The following is a 16,197-nucleotide window of genomic DNA, read 5'->3' on the forward strand; positions in this document are numbered from 1 at the left end:
CCCGACGCCCGGTCCGGGGTGCTGTCATTGCATCGGTCACCCGGCTCGCCCCTTGACCCCTGACTTTCTGTGACCCACGCCACCCAGGGCGACCGCCGCGTCCACCATCGGCCCCCTGCACCGGTGGCCGCCGCGGATACGGGACCATGGGCGGGTGCCTCGCCAAACCGTGCTGATCCCGCTCCGATGGAGTGACGTCGACGCCTTCGGGCACGTCAACAACGTCATGACCGTGCGCATGCTCGAGGAGGCGAGGGTCGCGCTGCTCGGCGAGAACCTGCTCGAGCAGAAGGCGGCGGGCGTCGGCCTGCTGGTGGCGCGGCAGGAGATCGAGTACGTGGCCCCGCTGAACTACCGGCTGGAGCCGGTTCCGGTCGACGTCTGGGTGACGCGCGTGGGGGCGGCCGACTTCGAGCTGGGCTACGAGGTGCGGGGCGAGAACGGGGTGCACGCCGTCGCCGAGACCACCCTGTTCGCCTTCGACCTGGCGGGCGAACGCCCGCAGCGGCTCGCGGGCCCGCTGCGCGAGCGCCTGCTGCAGTGGCAGGACGAGCCGATCCGCTGGCGCCGTCGCCGCGACAAGGTGGCGCCGAAATGAACCTCCTGCTGCCCGATCTCAGCTCGCTGACCGATGTGCGCACGTTCGTCGGGCGGGCCCGGCAGATCGACGAGGGCGGCGCGATCCGCCTGGTCGGTCACGGGCCCACGCTCGCGATGTACGCCTGCGCGCTGCACGGGGCCGGCGGCCCGACGGTGCTCGCGCTGCGGGTGCTGGCGCTGGCCGAGCCCGCCGAGGTGGACGCGACGGTGCCGCTGGCCTCGATGGCCGACCGGTTCGCGCGCATCGACCGGCTGATGGCCGGCAGCCGCCCGACCCCGCGCAGTGTGGGCAAGCCGATCGAGATGCCGGTGCCGCCGACCACGGCGACCAACGCGTCGTGGGCGGGCGTGGCACCGCCGCGGTCGGGCTGGGACGTGCACGGAGTGGTGCCGTTCGCCCTGCTGCGGCAGGCCGCGCGGGCCGGCATCGACGAGGTCGCGGCCGGGGTGCCCGCCGGGTCGGGGGCGTCGGCGGTGGCCCGGTTGCGGGGGCTGGTGTGGGGACGCACGTTGCTGGAAGACGCGTCGACGGGCGCCTCGGTCGGGGTGCCCGCCGGGGCGGCGTTCGCGGCCGAGGCCTTCGGGTTCCTGGGGAAGACCGAAGACGACTCGGCCAGCCTGCACTCGGCCGGGCCCTGGTGGCGGCTGAGCACGGCCCGAGGGCACGTGCTGGCCCGGGGGTCCAGTCTGTTCTGAGTCTCAGCCGGGTGTGTTCTGCAGGCTGAAGGCGGCGCGCTCCAGGTAGTCCCAGAGCATGCGCTCGAGCTCGGGATGCAGGTCGAGGCTGTCGACGCCTGCCCGCATGTGCTTGAGCCAGCGGTCGCGGGCGTCACTGTCGACCTTGAACGGCATGTGACGCATACGCAGACGCGGGTGCCCGCGCTGCTGGCTGTAGGTGGTGGGGCCGCCCCAGTACTGCTCGAGGAACATCAGCAGACGCTCCTGCGCCGGGCCCAGGTCTTCTTCGGGGTACATCGGGCGCAGAACCTCGTCGTCCGCGATGCCCTGATAGAAGACGTGCACCAGCTTCGCGAACGTCTCCCGCCCGCCGACCGCCTCGTAGAAGGTGATCTTCTCGCCGTCGGCCTGACCGGCCGCCGCGGCCGGTCTGGCCCCGGTCGGCACCACGCCCAGGGTCGTCTTCTCGTCCGCCATGCTTCCCAGTCTCACCTATCGCCCGGCGATCAACGAAGCCAGCCCGGCCTTCGCCGCCGCCCTGCCCCACGCGATCGTCACCCAGGTGCTGCTGGTGGCCGTGTTCGCGGCGCACGGGGTGCGGGCGTACCGGCGGCTGGGGCGGTGAGCGCTCGGCCCTTGTCCGCAGGATCCAAGACCGGGGGAGGTGCGGGTCCTAGCGTGACGGACATGAAGCTCCGACTCGCCGTCATCGAATTCGTCGTCTCCGACATGGCCGCCACGCTGGCCTTCTACCGCCTGCTCGGGCTGGACCTGCCCGATCCGGCGGTGGCCGGGGGCGAGCCCCACGTGCAGGCCGATCTCGGGGGGATCCAGCTCGCGTTCGACACCGAGGAGACCATCCGGTCGTTCCACCCGGAGTGGACCCGGCCCCCGGCCGGTGCCGGCCAGTCGGCCGTGGCGCTGCTCGCCGGGTCCCCGGGAGAGGTGGACGAGGCCTACGCGGCCGTCGTGGCGGCCGGGTACGAGGGCGAACTGGCGCCCTGGGACGCGGTGTGGGGGCAGCGGTACGCCGTGGTGCGTGACCCGGACGGGAACCAGGTCGACCTCTTCGCGCCGCTGGGCTGAGCGGCGTGCGGGGACGTGCCGCCGCGGCTGCTCGATCGGGCAGCTACTCGTTCGGCTGAAAATGCTTGCCGCACAGGGGAAGAAATGGATCTGAGGCAACCCGGGATGCTTGCCTGGGGTAACTGAATCGGACATATGGGGCGTACAACTGGGTGATCGTTGTCAGCTGATCAGAAGGGACGGCCGCGCATGACCATCATTCGCTCGCTCCAGAAGAAGATCGCTCACCGTCGCAGTCTGAAGAGCAAGGCCTGGTACGGCTGGATCTGATGCGTCACCGGCCCGGCGGGCAGTCACCTCCCGCCGGGCCGGCCGCCGAAAGGGGTTGCCGATGACCGCTGATCGGGCCACCGTACTGGCGCCGCGCCTGGAGGGGCTGCTCCACGACCACCTGGGGCAGGACCTGTTCCGCCTCGAGAAGGACACCGTCGGCGTGGCCGGCCCGGCGATGACCGACACGCTGATGCGCAGCCGGCCCGCGGGCCCGGCCGAACGTCCCACCTTCAAGCCGATCTTCGGACGCGCGGTCACCCAGCCGGAGTCGGCGGCGGGGATGCGGGCACTGGGACAGGACGTGCGGGCGGCGCTCTCCTCCGCCCAGTCGGCTGCTCCCGACCTCACCGGGCGGTGGCCGCGCACCGGGCACCGCTACCTGCGCGACCTGGTGCTCGGCCGGGATCCCTACCGGCTGCGCCTGCTCAGTGGCCGCGGCATGCAGCTGCTGCCCCACGTGACCTGGACGTCGTTCGCGGCCGGGGTGGCCGCCCTGCCGCAAGGACCGGCCCGGAGCGGGATCTCGCACCTGGCCGCGCTGACCACGGGACGGTCCGGGTACCGCGACCGCCGGCACGCGATGGTGCTCTACCGCCGGCTCTCGGTGCCGGTGGCCCTGCTGGTGTCCACCATGGTCACGAGCGCGCTGTGGCTCGGTGCCCCCTTCGACGACGACACCCCGGACGAGCACATCCTGCTCGAGACCCTGCGTCTGCTGCCCCCGTCGTGGAACCTGCTGCGGCTGGCCTCGCCCGAGTACCCGGCGCTCGACGCCCGGATCCGGCCCGGCGACGACCTGCTCTTCCTGAACTTCCTCAGCCAGCGTGACCCGGCGCTGTGGGACGAGCCCGGGCGGTTCCGCCCGGACCGCTGGCAGGAGCTCGACCCCGACACCCATCCCGGCTACCTGCCCTTCGGCCATGTGCAGGAACGGTGCTGGGGGCGGCATCTGGCGATGCCCCTGGCGTCGATGCTGCTGAGGCAGTTGCGCGAGAGTGGCTACACCGTCGACCCGGGGCAGCGCCGGGCGCGGGTTCCGCTCGACGGGCTGCTGGGGGTGTCCGCGGTCTCGGTGGTGCGGCGGTGAGCGTCAGCTGAGCAGGGTGCGGGGAGTGGTGCCGGTCAGGGACTTCGTCTCGCGGGAGAGGTGGGCCTGGTCGCAGTAGCCCGCGTCGGCGGCCGCCCGGGCCAGGGGAACGCCGGCACGCGCCCGGGCCAGAGCCCGCTGCAGCCGGAGCACCCGCAGCAGATGACCGGCGCCGTAACCGAAGAGCTCCTGGCTGCGGCGCTGCAGCTGCCGGGCGCTGAAGCCGGCCCGGTCGGCCATCTCGGCGACCGGCACACCGGCCCGGGCCATGCCGAACACCCGGCGCCCGAGCGGATCGGCCGGTTCGGGCGCGGAGCGCAGCCAGCTCTCCAGCGCGTGGGCGGCTCCGCCCCGGGTGCGTGTCTCGGCGGCCGCCACCCGTTCGGCGAGCTCGCGGGTGCGGCGGGTGCCCCACAGATCTTCCAGGGGGACGAGCCGGTCGACGACGTCGGACGCGGCCACTCCCAGCGCGGCGGGTCCGGTGGCGGCGCCGAACCGCAGGGCCGTGAACCGGGTGGCACCCAGGGGGACAGGAGCGCTCGGCGCGACCGGCGCGTCTTCAGGCAGGGCGCCGGGAACGTGCGTGCGCGCCACCGTGTCGGGACCGGCGACGATCAGCCGCGAGCCGTCCCACAGCAGGTCGAGGCAGCCGTCGGGCAGGATCAGCGACGGCTGCGCCGCCTCGGACACGCTGCGCCAGAGCACGACGCCGTCGCGGGCGGCGGGCCGCTCCGCGTAGGTCATGCGGCCAGGCTAGCCCGGAACGGGCCCGGCCACGGCCTGGCGATCCAGGCGGTGGCCGGGCCCGTTCCGGCGCCGACCCTGAGTGATGCGGGGTCGTGGCCCGGCACCGGCGCCGACCCTGAGTGATGCGGGGTCGTGGCCGGGCCCGGCACGCGCCGCCGCCCCCGGCCGTGACCGGACGCGTCCTAGCGGCCCAGCTCCTTCTCCTCCGGGTGACGCTTGGAGCTGGAGTCAGCGGTGGGACTACCGGTGTCCGAGGAGGACGGGGAGGCAGAGGAGGACGGGGAGGCCGGGGAGCCGAAGGCCGGGTTCATCGGCGGCGTCGGTTCGCCCGAGTTCACGATCACCGTGCGCGGGGTGGAGTGCATGACGATGCCGTCGCGGCGGAAGTTCAGCCGGATGCGCCGCCGGATCTCACGGGCGATCGGGGCCGACTGGTCGGGCAGCGTCTTGACCACCATGCGCACCACGACGCTGTCGGTGGTCACCGACTCGACCCCCCAGATCTCCGGGTCTTCCATGATCAGGGCCGTGTACTTGGGGTCGGCGTGCACCCGGCGGCCGATCTCCTCGAGCATGTCCTCGACGTGCTCGATGTCTTCCTCGAAGCCGACATTGACGTCGACCACGGCCCGCGACCAGCCCTGCGACGAGTTGCCGACCGACAGGATCTCGCCGTTGCGCACGTACCAGACCGTGCCGTTGAGGTCGCGCAGCTGCGTCACCCGCAGCCCGACCGCCTCGACCACACCGCTGGCCTCGCCGACGTTGACCGAGTCGCCCACGCCGTACTGGTCTTCGAGGATCATGAACATGCCGGCCAGCACGTCGCGCACCACGCTCTGCGCACCCAGGCCGAGGGCCACGCCGATGACGCTGAAACTGGCCAGCAGCGGGGTGATCGGCAGGCCGATCTCGTCCATCACCATCAGGGCGACGACGATGAAGATGATCACCGAGGTGATGCTGCGCAGCACCTGGGCCAGGGTTTTCGAGCGGGCCCGGCGGCGCGTGACCATCGGGGGAGTGACCGGGGCGGGCGTGGCGTCGGCGTCCTGGGTGGACTCACCGGTTCTGCCGCCGCCGGGGGCCGTGGTGCCGTCGGCGATGCGGCGCGCGAGTCTCCCGATCAGCCGGTGCACGATCTTGCGCACGAGCCAGCCGACGAAGATGAGGAACGCGACGCGCAGCGGGGTGCCGAGGATGAAGTCGAGCCACTGGCCGGTGCGCTGACTGCCGGTCACCCGCAGGGTGAGGCCGCAGATCGAGAAGTCGTCCTTGGTGCAGACCTGGTTCTGGACGTTCTTCTGCGCGTCGACGATGACGTTGGCCAGGCCGTCGGAGATCGAGGTGGCGCTGGGGGCCGGGGTCGGGCTGACCGTGGGAGATGGAGTGCCGGTGCCGCTCGGGTCGGGGGTCGACGAGCCGAGCAGCGCACTCACCTTGATGTGGGCGGCGACGAGTGGAGCGGCGAACATTCGGCCGAGGCTATCGGCGTCAGGTGACGACGGTGAAACCCGGATGTGGAGGTTTGTGGACGAACCGGCCCGGGTGAACCGGCTGGATGGGCCGAACTACGTGCGGACGCACGACACGGCCCATCGGCACCCCCACAGTTCGCGGGGGTGCCCGACCGGGGTGGCCGCTACAGCTTCAGGCCCGTCTGGTGGGCCAGGAACGTGATGGTGTCGGTGGACAACGCGATCGTGCGCGACAGCGAGCGGGCACCGTGGCCCACGTCTTTCTCGCGCCGCAGCAGCACCGGTCGCTCGGACTCCTCGCCCGTGGTGGCGTGCTGCAGGGCCGCGCACAGCTTGCGGGCGTGCAGCGGATCGACCCGGGTGTCGCCGTCGAACACCGTGAACAGCGTCGCCGGGTACTCGACGCCCTCCTCGACCCGGTGATACGGCGAGTACGCGAGCAGCCAGCCGAACTGCTCGGGGTCGTCGGCCGAGCCGTACTCCACGTTCCAGGTCGCGCCCAGGCCGAACTTCTCGTAGCGGATCATGTCGAGCAGGGGCGCCGAGCAGACCACGGCCCGGTACAGCTCCGGCCGCTGGGTGAGCGCGGCCCCGACCAGCAGCCCGCCGTTCGAGCCGCCGCTGATCGCCAGCTGCGACGAGGTGGTCCAGCCGGTGGCGACCAGGTGCTCGGCCGCGGCGTGGAAGTCGTCGAAGACGTTCTGCTTGTGGCCGAGCATGCCGGCCCGGTGCCACTCCTCGCCCTCCTCGCTGCCGCCGCGCAGGTTCGCCACCGCGTAGACGCCGCCGGCCTCGGCCCAGGCCAGGATGGTGGACGAGTAGCCCGGCGTCATCGGGACGCCGAAACCGCCGTAGCCGTAGAGGATCGTGGGCCGCGGCTCGAGCGGCCCGCCCTCGGCGTCGAGCAGATCGGCGCGGGAGGTCACGAACATCCGCACGATCGTGCCGTCCGCCGAGGTGTACTCCAGCTGACGGGTGACGACCTCGGGGACCTCGACCGTGCCCGGCGGCTTCGAGTACAGCTCGACCCGGCCGGTCTGCCCGTCGAGCCGGTAGACGTGCGGCGGGGTGACGTGGTCGGTGTAGGTGAACCAGCACTCGTGCCCGCCCTCGGGCCGCGCCACCAGACCCCCGACGGTGCCGACGCCGGGCAGGTCGACCGAGCCCGAGGGCCCGGGGTAGCGGGAGCCGGAATCCAGGTCGTGCACGCTGATCTCGGAGACCGCGTGCCGCGTCCACTTCGCCAGCAGGAGCGGGCTGTCGATCAGGGCCTCGCCGTCGAGCACCGTCCAGTCCTGCAGGACCGCCTCGTCGTGCTGCGGGATCAGGTCGCGCCAGTGCTCGGGGCCGGGGGTGCTCGGGTCGGTCACCGCCAGCCGGCCGCGCGGGGCGTCGAGGTCGGTGAAGACGTAGAGCCGCCCGTCGCGCCCCACGTGCGCGCCGAACTGGGCGTCGAGACCGGTCGCGATCGGCGTGAACCCGGGGGCCTCGTGCGCGCCGGGAGCACTCAGGTCGGCGATCCAGACGTCGTTGCGGGGCGCCGTGCCGATCGCGGCCGAGACCACCAGCCAGCGCCCGTCGCGCGACAGGCCCACGCCGAAGTAGGTGCGCGGGTCGTGCCCGTCGCCGAACACCTTCACGTCGGTGGACGGGTCGGAACCCACGCGGTGCAGCCAGATTCGCCGATGGTACTGCTCCTCACCGGCGGGGACCTGATCGGCGGGCAGGCGGCGCACGTAGAAGAACGCGGGGACCCGGCCCTCGTCGGAGGAGGCGGCCGGCAGCCCGCCCGGGATCCAGGACACGGGGGAGTAGCGCGCCCGGTCGATCGGCCCGTCGACCAGCTCGCCGGTGGTCACGTCGACGATGCGCAGCACGCTCTCCTCGGTGCCGCCCTCGGAGAGCTGGTAGGCCAGCAGCTTGCCCTCGCGGTCGGGCTGCCAGGCGTCGAGCGTGGTGGTGCCCGAGGAGTCAATCGCGATCGGGTCGACCAGGGGGCGGCGCTCGGCGTCGGGCGCGTCCTGCACGTGGAGCACGCTGTGCTCCTGACCCGGCTCACGGCGCATCGAGAACACCCGCCCCCCACGCCAGATCGGCACCCCGGTGGCGCCCGAGCCCATCAGCTCACCCAGCCGGCCGCGCATCCGGTCGCGCCCGGCCCAGCCCGCCGACTCCTGCGCGAACAGCTCGTCCTGAGCCTGTGACCAGGCCCGGGTGGGCTCGGCGGAGGCGTCTTCCAGCCCGCGGTAGGGGTCGGCGACGCCCTGGCCGTGCAGCTCCTCGACCAGGTCGAGGCGATCGGCAGAGGGCTTGGACACGCCCGATCGTCGGGGGGAGGTGCTCATGAGCACACAGTAAAGGTGGGGTCCGACAGTCCCGGCGCGCAGGGGAGTGCTCCATGGAGGTCGTCCCTGGCCGTAAGGGTGGCCCGGGCGTCACAACGGGTATAACTCTGGCAGGATTCGACGGAGACAATCAGCGACGAAGTGAACACCTGACCTGATCCCGAACCCGACGGAAGCACAACGGTGACCGAGCAGCGACCCGACCGCCAGGAGAGCCGAGAGCCCGGCCGGACGAGCCACCAGGCGAACGTCGGCCCGGACGACGAGGGCTCGTTCTACGACATCAGCGCGCCCACGCCCCCGGCCGGGATCCCGCTGTCCGAGACCTGGAAGACGCCGATCCTTCCCGGATCCGGCGAACCCGGCCCCGACGACACCCTCGACCACGACGGTGACCCGGGCACCCCCGGTGAGATCCGGCGTCCCCCGTTGACCGACGGGAACCTCGACCTCGACGCCCCCGCGCCCGAGGAACTCGTCGAGCTGGCCGCCGGGCTGGGCGTGGCGACCGAGTTCAAGGACTGGAAGGGCAAGCTCGTCCCGGTGAGCACCCACACCCTGTGCGGTGTGCTCGCGGCGCTGGACATGCCGGTGCGCACCGGCGTGCACGTGCGGGCCGCGCTCGCCGAGCTGAACCGCCGGCCCTGGGAGAAGCTGCTGCCCGACGTCACCGTGGTGCGCCAGGGTGACTCGGCGGTGATCGGCGTGCACATCGAGGCCGACATGCCGCTGCACCGGCTCGACGTGCGCCTGGAGACCGAGGGCGGCGCGAGCCTGAAACTGCCCCTGGCCGGCGACCAGCCGAGCCTGGAGGAGGGACGGGCGACCGTCGGTGGACGGGCCGTGCGCCGGGTCAACTACATGGTGCTGGGCGACATCCCGGTCGGCGACCACCAGCTCAGGGCCCGCTACCAGCCGGCCGCCCGGCACCCCGGCAGCGAGAACCAGTCGGGCGAGATCACGCGTCCGTTCGTGGTCACCCCCCGGCGCATCGACCTGGCGCCCTCGGTGTCGGAGAGCCGCGCCTGGGGCTTCATGACGCAGCTGTACCAGGTGCGCTCGTCGCGCAGCTGGGGCCTGGGCGACCTGGGTGACCTGGCCGAGCTCACCGGCTGGAGCGCTCGGGCCGGTGGCGCCGACTACGTGCTGGTGAACCCGCTGCACGCGGCCGAGCCGGTGTCCCCGATGACCCCTTCGCCCTACCTGCCCACCACCCGCCGCTTCTTCAACCCGGTCTACCTGCGGGTCGAGGACATTCCGGAGGTCGCCTACCTGGCGTCCACCGAGCGCGCGATCATCGAGTGGCAGGCCGAGGCCATGCGGGCGCTCAACACCGACCCCAAGGAGCTCGACCGCGACGCGGTCTGGGCGGCCAAGTCCGCCTCGCTGCAGACCGTTTTCGAGCACCCGCGCAGTCGCGAGCGGCAGGCCCAGTTCGAGGCCTACTGCCTGCGCGAGGGCCAGGGCCTGGAGGACTTCGCCACCTGGAGCGCGCTGGCCGAGCGGTACGGCCTGCCCACCTCGAAGTGGCCCGAGCACTTCCGTGACCCCCGGGGCGAGGCGGTGGCGCAGGTCCGCGAGGAGCTGGCCGACCGCGTCGAGTACTTCCGCTGGCTGCAGTGGTGTCTCGACCAGCAGCTCGCCAACGTGGCCGCGGTCGCGCACGACGCCGGGATGTCGGTCGGCGTGGTGCACGACCTGGCCGTGGGGGTGCACCCCGACGGTGCCGACGCCTGGGCCCTGGCCGACGTGCTGGCCATCGGCGTCACCGCGGGGGCCCCGCCCGACGCGTTCAACCAGCAGGGCCAGGACTGGTCGCAGCCGCCGTGGCGGCCCGACCGGCTGGCCGAGCTGGGCTACGAGCCCTACCGGGCGATGCTGCGGACCCTGCTGCGTCACGCCGGGGCCCTGCGGATCGACCACATCCTCGGGCTGTTCCGGTTCTGGTGGGTGCCCGAGGGGAACTCACCGGCCGACGGCACCTACGTGAAGTACGACCACGAGGCGATGATCGGCCTGCTGGCGCTGGAGGCGCAGCGGGCGGGCTGTTTCGTGATCGGCGAGGATCTCGGCAACGTCGAGCCGTCCACCCGTGAGTACCTGAAGGAGCGCGGGGTGCTGGGCACGTCGATCCTGTGGTTCGAGCGGGACTACGAGGGTGACGGGCAGCCGCTGGCGCCGCAGGAGTGGCGCGACCTGTGCCTGGCCACCGTCACCACGCACGACCTGCCGCCCACCGCGGGCTATCTCGCCGGTGAGCACATCGAGCTGCGTGACCGGCTGGGCCTTCTCACCCGTTCCTACGACGAGGAGGCCGCGGTCGACGCGGCCGAGCAGCGCGACGTGATCGACCAGCTCGTGCGCCTCGGTCTGCTGGCACCCGAGGCCGGTGAGCGCGAGAAGGTGGAGGCGCTGCACGCGTTCCTCGCTCTCACCCCGGCCAAGCTGATCGGGGTGCAGCTGGCCGACGCGGTGGGCGACCGGCGCACGATCAACCAGCCCGGCACCAACGACGAGTACCCCAACTGGCGGCTGCCTCTCGCCGACGGCGTGGGCCAGCCGATCCTGCTCGACGACCTGATGGACTCGGCCCGGGTGAACAGCCTGGTGCGCATCGTCGACTCCCGGCTGCACCCGAACGACTGGGTGGAACCGGAGTGACCCCACGCGCGAAGAAGAGCGGCCCGCAGGCGCCGCGCATCGACGAGATCCGGCTCGGCGGGCTGGAACCCGGCGATCCGGCGGAGCTGCTGCGCGGGGCCCGGCTCGACGGCCTGGCCTTCGCCGGGGTGGATCTCGGCGAGCTCGACCTGAACGGCGCCTCGGTGATGGAGTGCACGCTGACCGACGTCGGCGCCGACGAGGCCGACCTGCGGTCGCTGCGGCTGCGGGACTGCTCGATCACCCAGGCCCGGTTCCCGTCGGTGCGGGGCGGGCGGGGTGACTGGCGGGACGTGCGGGTCGAGGGGGCTCGCATCGGGTCGGCCGAGCTGTACGAGAACCACTGGGGCAGCGTTCATTTCGTCGACTGCAAGATCACCTACCTGAACCTGCGGGGGGCCACGCTGCGCGACGTGGCGTTCACCCGGTGCTCGATCGAGGAGCTGGACCTGGGCGAGGCCACGGCCCAGAGCCTGGCCTTCCACGGCAGCACGCTGCAGATCCTCGACCTGCAGCGGGCCGAACTGAAAGACGTCGACCTGCGCGGCGCCGAGCTGCACAAGATCGTCGGGCTGGACCGGCTGCGTGGCGTCACCGTGAGCTCGGCGCAGCTCGGTCAGCTGGCGCCGCTGCTGGCCGCCGAGTTCGGCATCGGCATCGACGACACCACGCCCGCGGAGATTCCCTGAACGCCAAGGTCAAGATCCTCGCCGCCCTGCTGGTCGTGGTGGCCGTGGGGCTCACCTACGCGCTCATCCACCGCGGAAGTGACGCGCCCGCGCCGGCGGCGACCCCCACGTCCACCATCACCCCGAGAACTCCCAACGCCGCCGACAAGGAGGCCGCGTTCGGGGTGTTCTGCTGCTGGTCCCCCGACGGGGTGCGGGATTTCGGCGACTGGGCCGGGCGGGACGTGCAGTACGTGGTCGACTTCTCGCTGCGGCGCACCTGGAACGACATCGCGAACCCGTTCGATCAGCTGAAGTCCTGGCAGGACGAGGACTACCGGATCGTGTTCGGGCTGGCGATGCTGCCGGAGGACGACTCGCTCGACGTCAGCCTGGCCGCCGGGGCGCGGGGTGACTACGACGAGTACTACCGCACGCTCGCGCAGAACCTGGTGGCCTACGGGCAGGGCGACGCGGTGCTGCGGCTGGGCTGGGAGTTCAATCTGGGCTCCTGGCGCTGGCATCCGGGGGAGGCGGACGACTTCATCGCGTACTGGCGGCGGGTCGTCACGACGATGCGGGCGGTGCCGGGGGCCGAAGGGCTGGCGTTCGACTGGAACGTGAACAACGGTGGTAACACCTACGATTCGACGCGCTTCTATCCCGGGCGCGACTACGTCGACTACGTCGGCGTCGACGTGTACGACATCTCCTGGGCCAAGGGCACCTACCCCTACCCGGACACGTGCTCCACGACCTGCCGGCGTCAGCGTCAGGCCAAGGCCTGGAACGACACCTACGACTCGCGCTACGGCCTGCGGTTCTGGTCGAGATTCGCGGCGCGGCAGGGGAAGCCGATGTCGCTGCCGGAGTGGGGGCTGTGGGAGCGGCCGGACGGGCACGGCGGCGGTGACAACCCGTATTTCATCGAGCGGATGCACGAGTTCATCGCCGACCCGGCGAACAACGTTGCCTACCAGGCATATTTCGAGTACGACGTGAAGCCCGACGGCAATCATCGGCTGCGGGACCTTAAGAACTCGGGGCGGGTGTTCCGAGAGCTCTTCGCCCCGTCCTGAACGCCGATGGGGGACGTCGTGCGCACCGGTGCGCACAACGTCCCCCATCGGGTCAACCGGCTTTTCAGGCCTGGCGGTCACGCTCCTGCGCCCGGGCGGCACGGGCGACCGCGTCGCGACCCTCGATCACCATGCGGCGCAGGGCCGGCTCGGCCTCGGTCGTGGACAGCCACTCCTCGGTCGCCGCCAGCACCTCGCCGACCGGCTGCGACGACGGGTAGAGCCCGGTCGCGATCTGACCGGCCATCTCGCTGGTGCGCTCGGCCCAGACCTTGGTCAGCGCCGCGAAGTACGGCTGCGTGTAGGGCGCGAGCAGCGACCGGTCGTGCACCCGGTTGAAACCGCCGATCACGGCCTGTTGCACGGTGTTCGGCAGGTCGCCGTCGTCGACCACGCTCGTGAACGCGGCCGCCTTGGCCTCGGCGGTCGGCGTCGCGGCGCGCGCGGCGGCGGCGTGGACCCGGCCGGTCGCGGTGTCGTCACGGGTCAGCTCGGCCTCGATCTCGTGCTCACCGGCGGTGCCCCCGGCCACCAGGGAGGTGAGCAGGCCCCAGCGCATCTCGGTGTCGACGGCCAGGCCCTCGATCGTGAGCTTGCCCGAGAGCAGGTCGGCGATCGAGGCCAGCTGCGACGGGGTGCTCGCGTGCGCGGCGAACGAACGGGCCAGCAGCAGCTGGGTGTCGCTGCCCGGTTCGGCCGTCTTCAGCAGCGCGAAGAGCCGGTCGGCGGCGGTGGCCGAGGTCTCGTCGCGGAACTCGGGGGCCACGTACGAATCCAGGGTGGCGGAGAGCTGGCGCAGCAGGGTCTGGGCCACGCTCGGGTCGTCGACGGAGGCGATGTTCGACAGCACCAGGTCGACGAAGCTGCGGGCGGGCAGCTCCGCGTCGCGGGTCATGTCCCAGGCGGCGCCCCAGATCAGGGTGCGGGCCAGGGAGTCCTCGAAGTGCGCGAGGTGACCGATGGCGGTGTCGAGCGACCCGGCGTCGAGGCGGATCTTGGTGTAGGCGAGGTCTTCGTCGTTGATGAGAATCAGGTCGGGACGCGCGCTTCCGGTCAGCTGCGGCACCTCGGTGAGGGCGCCGGTGACGTCGAGCTCGATCCGGGTGGTGCGGCGCAGCTTGCCCTCCACCACGTCGTAACCGCCGACCACGAGCCGGTGCGGACGCAGGTGCGGGTACTCCTCGCTAGCCTCCTGGGCGATGGCGAACCGGGTGATGACCCGGTCTTCGCCGGTCTCGATCACCGGGCGCAGGGTGTTGACGCCGGCGGTCTGCAGCCAGGCCGCGCTCCAGCTGTCGAGGTCACGGCCGCTGGTCTTCTCCAGGTGCCCGAGAAGGTCTTTCAGCGTGGTGTTGCCCCAGGCGTGGGTCTTGAAGTACTGCCGCAGGCCGGCGTCGAAGGCGTCCTGGCCGACCCAGTACACCAGCTGCTTCAGCACGGAAGCGCCCTTGGCGTAGGTGATCCCGTCGAAGTTGACCTCCACGTCCTCGAGGTCGCGCATGTCGGCGACGATCGGGTGGGTGGAGCTGAGCTGGTCCTGACGGTAGGCCCAGGACTTCTCGGCACTGCTGAAAGTGGTCCAGGAGGTGGCCCACTCGGTGGCCTCGGCCTGGCAGCGGGTGCTCGCGTACTCGGCGAACGACTCGTTCAGCCACAGGTCGTCCCACCAGCGCATGGTGACCAGGTCGCCGAACCACATGTGGGCGAGCTCGTGCAGGATGGTGAGGGCGCGGCGCTCGATCAGGGCCTTGGGCACCCGCGAGCGGAACACGTAGACCTCGGTGATGGTGACCGCGCCCGCGTTCTCCATCGCACCGGCGTTGAACTCCGGCACGAAGAGCTGGTCGTACTTGGGGAACGGGTAGTCGCAGTCGAAGGTCTCCTCGAACCAGGTGAAACCGGCCTTGGTGATCGCGATGACGTTGTCGGCGTCGAGGTGCTCGGCGAGCGACTTGCGGCAGAAGACACCGAGGGGGATGGTGCGGCCGTCGCGCACGGTCAGCTCGTCGGTGACCCGGTGATAGGGACCGGCGACCAGCGCGGTGACGTAGGGGCTCATCAGCTCGGTGGGCCGGAAACGCCAGACCGAGGTGCTGTTGCCGGCCGGCTCGGGCTCGACCTCGGAGGCGACCGTGACCACGTGCCAGTGGCTCGGGGCCTTGACCGTCCAGGTGTAGACCGACTTCAGGTCGGGCTGGTCGAAGCAGGCGAACACCCGCCGGGCGTCGGCCACCTCGAACTGGGAGTAGAGGTAGGTCTCGCCGTCGACCGGGTCGACGAAGCGGTGCAGGCCCTCGCCGGTCTGCATGTAGGCGGCGTCGGCGACCACGCGTAGCTCGTTCTCGCCGTCGGCCAGGCCCGGCAGCGCGATGCGCGCGGTGCTGACGACCTCGGAGACGTCGAGGGCCGTGCCGTTGAGCACGACCTCGTGCACGGTCGGGGCGATCAGGTCGATGAACAGGCCCGGGTCGCTGCTCGAGGCGGTGAACTTCACCGTGGTGACGGAGCGGAAGGTGTCAGGGCCCGTCGTGAGGTCCAGGTCGATGTCATACGACTGCACCGTGAACGCGGCGGCGCGGGCGGCCGCCTCGTCGCGGGTGAGGTTCGTACCGGGCACGGGGTTCCTCCTTCAAGGGGCGCCTTCACCTCACCGGCGGGTGGACGGGGCGTGTCGCGGGCCGGCCGGTGAGAGGCGTCAAGGGTGCGGATTGCTCAATCCCGGATCCTCTCATCAAGGACGCGTCGGTGCCCGGCCGGTGTGCGGGATGACAGTGGCCGGGCGCTACGTTGCGACTACCGGAGTGATCACCCCTTGACCGAGAGGCACGTTTCCATGAGTGAGCGCGACACCGCCGATTTCTGGTTCGACCCGCTGTGCCCCTTCGCCTGGGCCACCTCCCGGTGGATCCTCGAGGTGGAGAAGGTGCGCCCCGTCGACGTGAAGTGGCACGTGATGAGCCTGTCCGTGCTGAACGAGGGCCGGGACCTGCCGCAGGAGTACCGCGACCTGATGGACAAGGGGTGGGGGCCGGTCCGGGTCGTCATCGCCGCCCGCGAGCTGCACGGCGAGCAGTACGTGAAGGCCCTGTACGACGCCATGGGCGCGGAGATCCACTACAAGAAGGAGAAGGACTACTCGGTCGTCATCGCCAAGGCTCTGGCCGAGGTGGGGCTGCCGGCCGAGCTGGCCAAGTACGCCGAGTCCGACGAGTACGACCCGCAGCTGCGCGCGAGCCACGCCGAGGGCATCGGCAAGGTCGGTGAGGACGTCGGCACGCCGGTCGTCGCGTTCAACGACAGCGCCTTCTTCGGGCCGGTCATCACCCGGGTGCCCACCGGCGAGGAGGCCGGAAAGCTCTGGGACGGCACGCTCCTCGTCGCCGCCAACCCGTACTTCTTCGAGCTGAAGCGCACGCGGACCGAGTCGCCGCAGTTCGACGTCTAGATCCTTTGGTGGACGCGGCACTCCCGGCTCGCGCCGGGAGTGCCAGACTG

15 protein-coding genes are annotated in these 16,197 nt (G+C 71.5%); 10 read left to right on the top strand and 5 right to left on the bottom strand.

Annotated features, from left to right (window positions below; translation table 11 throughout):
• Positions 1 to 154: 154 nt before the first annotated feature.
• Both J2S57_RS17150 and J2S57_RS17155 read left to right on the top strand, forming a co-directional pair.
• The gene (locus J2S57_RS17150; RefSeq protein WP_307244031.1) at positions 155 to 598 is read left to right on the top strand and encodes an acyl-CoA thioesterase; all 444 of its coding nucleotides are present in this window, start codon (positions 155 to 157) and stop codon (positions 596 to 598) included.
• Positions 595 to 1,296: a DUF8185 domain-containing protein gene (locus J2S57_RS17155; RefSeq protein WP_307244034.1), complete on the top strand. Its 702-nt coding sequence runs from the start codon at positions 595 to 597 to the stop codon at positions 1,294 to 1,296. The genes J2S57_RS17150 and J2S57_RS17155 overlap by 4 nt, the downstream gene beginning before the upstream one ends.
• Before the next feature lie 3 nt (positions 1,297 to 1,299).
• Here J2S57_RS17155 and J2S57_RS17160 read toward each other — a convergent pair whose 3' ends face one another.
• Entirely contained in the window at positions 1,300 to 1,755 is a 456-nt protein-coding gene (locus J2S57_RS17160) for a globin (RefSeq protein ID WP_307244036.1), read from the bottom strand.
• Here J2S57_RS17160 and J2S57_RS17165 point away from each other — a divergent pair.
• The 4 genes from J2S57_RS17165 (at position 1,754) to J2S57_RS17175 (ending at position 3,724) form a co-directional block, all read left to right on the top strand.
• Positions 1,754 to 1,903 carry a hypothetical protein gene (locus J2S57_RS17165; protein ID WP_307244037.1) on the top strand — a complete coding sequence of 50 codons (150 nt, stop codon included), beginning with the start codon at positions 1,754 to 1,756 and terminating at the stop codon, positions 1,901 to 1,903. The genes J2S57_RS17160 and J2S57_RS17165 overlap by 2 nt on opposite strands.
• 62 nt (positions 1,904 to 1,965) lie before the next feature.
• Complete coding sequence (locus tag J2S57_RS17170; RefSeq protein ID WP_307244039.1) at positions 1,966 to 2,364, top strand: VOC family protein; 399 nt, start codon at positions 1,966 to 1,968, stop codon at positions 2,362 to 2,364.
• A gap of 189 nt (positions 2,365 to 2,553) precedes the next feature.
• Positions 2,554 to 2,634: a tryptorubin family RiPP precursor gene (locus J2S57_RS35355; protein WP_370882668.1), complete on the top strand. Its 81-nt coding sequence runs from the start codon at positions 2,554 to 2,556 to the stop codon at positions 2,632 to 2,634.
• 61 nt (positions 2,635 to 2,695) lie between these two features.
• Positions 2,696 to 3,724: a cytochrome P450 gene (locus tag J2S57_RS17175; RefSeq protein ID WP_307244041.1), complete on the top strand. Its 1,029-nt coding sequence runs from the start codon at positions 2,696 to 2,698 to the stop codon at positions 3,722 to 3,724.
• 3 nt (positions 3,725 to 3,727) lie between these two features.
• Here J2S57_RS17175 and J2S57_RS17180 read toward each other — a convergent pair whose 3' ends face one another.
• The 3 genes from J2S57_RS17180 to J2S57_RS17190 all read right to left on the bottom strand — a co-directional run bounded on the left by J2S57_RS17180 (position 3,728) and on the right by J2S57_RS17190 (position 8,294).
• Positions 3,728 to 4,468, bottom strand: a complete 741-nt coding sequence (locus tag J2S57_RS17180; RefSeq protein WP_307244043.1) for a helix-turn-helix domain-containing protein — start codon at positions 4,466 to 4,468, stop codon at positions 3,728 to 3,730.
• A gap of 185 nt (positions 4,469 to 4,653) precedes the next feature.
• Positions 4,654 to 5,946 carry a mechanosensitive ion channel family protein gene (locus tag J2S57_RS17185; RefSeq protein ID WP_307244045.1) on the bottom strand — a complete coding sequence of 431 codons (1,293 nt, stop codon included), beginning with the start codon at positions 5,944 to 5,946 and terminating at the stop codon, positions 4,654 to 4,656.
• Between the two features lie 167 nt (positions 5,947 to 6,113).
• Positions 6,114 to 8,294: a prolyl oligopeptidase family serine peptidase gene (locus tag J2S57_RS17190; RefSeq protein WP_307244047.1), complete on the bottom strand. Its 2,181-nt coding sequence runs from the start codon at positions 8,292 to 8,294 to the stop codon at positions 6,114 to 6,116.
• A 183-nt stretch (positions 8,295 to 8,477) separates the two neighbouring features.
• Between J2S57_RS17190 and malQ the strand changes: the two genes are divergently transcribed.
• From malQ to J2S57_RS17205, 3 genes are read left to right on the top strand one after another with little or no spacing between them, the layout of a single operon-like run.
• Complete coding sequence (gene malQ / locus J2S57_RS17195; protein WP_307244049.1) at positions 8,478 to 10,955, top strand: 4-alpha-glucanotransferase; 2,478 nt, start codon at positions 8,478 to 8,480, stop codon at positions 10,953 to 10,955.
• On the top strand, positions 10,952 to 11,644 hold the full coding sequence (locus J2S57_RS17200) for a pentapeptide repeat-containing protein (RefSeq protein ID WP_307244051.1): 693 nt from the start codon (positions 10,952 to 10,954) through the stop codon (positions 11,642 to 11,644). Before malQ ends, J2S57_RS17200 begins: the two co-directional genes overlap by 4 nt.
• 35 nt (positions 11,645 to 11,679) lie before the next feature.
• The gene (locus J2S57_RS17205; RefSeq protein WP_307244054.1) at positions 11,680 to 12,702 is read left to right on the top strand and encodes a glycoside hydrolase family 26 protein; all 1,023 of its coding nucleotides are present in this window, start codon (positions 11,680 to 11,682) and stop codon (positions 12,700 to 12,702) included.
• Between the two features lie 64 nt (positions 12,703 to 12,766).
• Here J2S57_RS17205 and pepN read toward each other — a convergent pair whose 3' ends face one another.
• Positions 12,767 to 15,319 (bottom strand): aminopeptidase N, encoded by a 2,553-nt coding sequence (gene pepN, locus J2S57_RS17210; RefSeq protein ID WP_307244056.1) that lies wholly within the window; start codon positions 15,317 to 15,319, stop codon positions 12,767 to 12,769.
• A gap of 216 nt (positions 15,320 to 15,535) precedes the next feature.
• Here pepN and J2S57_RS17215 point away from each other — a divergent pair, with 216 nt between their 5' ends.
• Positions 15,536 to 16,147, top strand: a complete 612-nt coding sequence (locus tag J2S57_RS17215) for a mycothiol-dependent nitroreductase Rv2466c family protein (RefSeq protein ID WP_307244058.1) — start codon at positions 15,536 to 15,538, stop codon at positions 16,145 to 16,147.
• Positions 16,148 to 16,197: the final 50 nt, after the last annotated feature.

Source organism: Kineosporia succinea (assembly GCF_030811555.1).
Classification (GTDB): Bacteria; Actinomycetota; Actinomycetes; order Actinomycetales; family Kineosporiaceae; genus Kineosporia; species Kineosporia succinea.

What these genes read in the sequence shown, in the direction of transcription:
- J2S57_RS17175 (WP_307244041.1), top strand. Translation starts at nt 2,696, where the DNA reads ATGACCGCTGATCGGGCCACCGTACTGGCGCCGCGCCTGGAGGGGCTG.
- J2S57_RS17180 (WP_307244043.1), bottom strand. Translation starts at nt 4,468, where the DNA reads ATGACCTACGCGGAGCGGCCCGCCGCCCGCGACGGCGTCGTGCTCTGG.
- J2S57_RS17155 (WP_307244034.1), top strand. Translation starts at nt 595, where the DNA reads ATGAACCTCCTGCTGCCCGATCTCAGCTCGCTGACCGATGTGCGCACG.
- J2S57_RS17215 (WP_307244058.1), top strand. Translation starts at nt 15,536, where the DNA reads ATGAGTGAGCGCGACACCGCCGATTTCTGGTTCGACCCGCTGTGCCCC.
- J2S57_RS17160 (WP_307244036.1), bottom strand. Translation starts at nt 1,755, where the DNA reads ATGGCGGACGAGAAGACGACCCTGGGCGTGGTGCCGACCGGGGCCAGA.
- J2S57_RS17165 (WP_307244037.1), top strand. Translation starts at nt 1,754, where the DNA reads ATGCTTCCCAGTCTCACCTATCGCCCGGCGATCAACGAAGCCAGCCCG.
- J2S57_RS35355 (WP_370882668.1), top strand. Translation starts at nt 2,554, where the DNA reads ATGACCATCATTCGCTCGCTCCAGAAGAAGATCGCTCACCGTCGCAGT.
- J2S57_RS17190 (WP_307244047.1), bottom strand. Translation starts at nt 8,294, where the DNA reads ATGAGCACCTCCCCCCGACGATCGGGCGTGTCCAAGCCCTCTGCCGAT.
- J2S57_RS17185 (WP_307244045.1), bottom strand. Translation starts at nt 5,946, where the DNA reads ATGTTCGCCGCTCCACTCGTCGCCGCCCACATCAAGGTGAGTGCGCTG.
- J2S57_RS17170 (WP_307244039.1), top strand. Translation starts at nt 1,966, where the DNA reads ATGAAGCTCCGACTCGCCGTCATCGAATTCGTCGTCTCCGACATGGCC.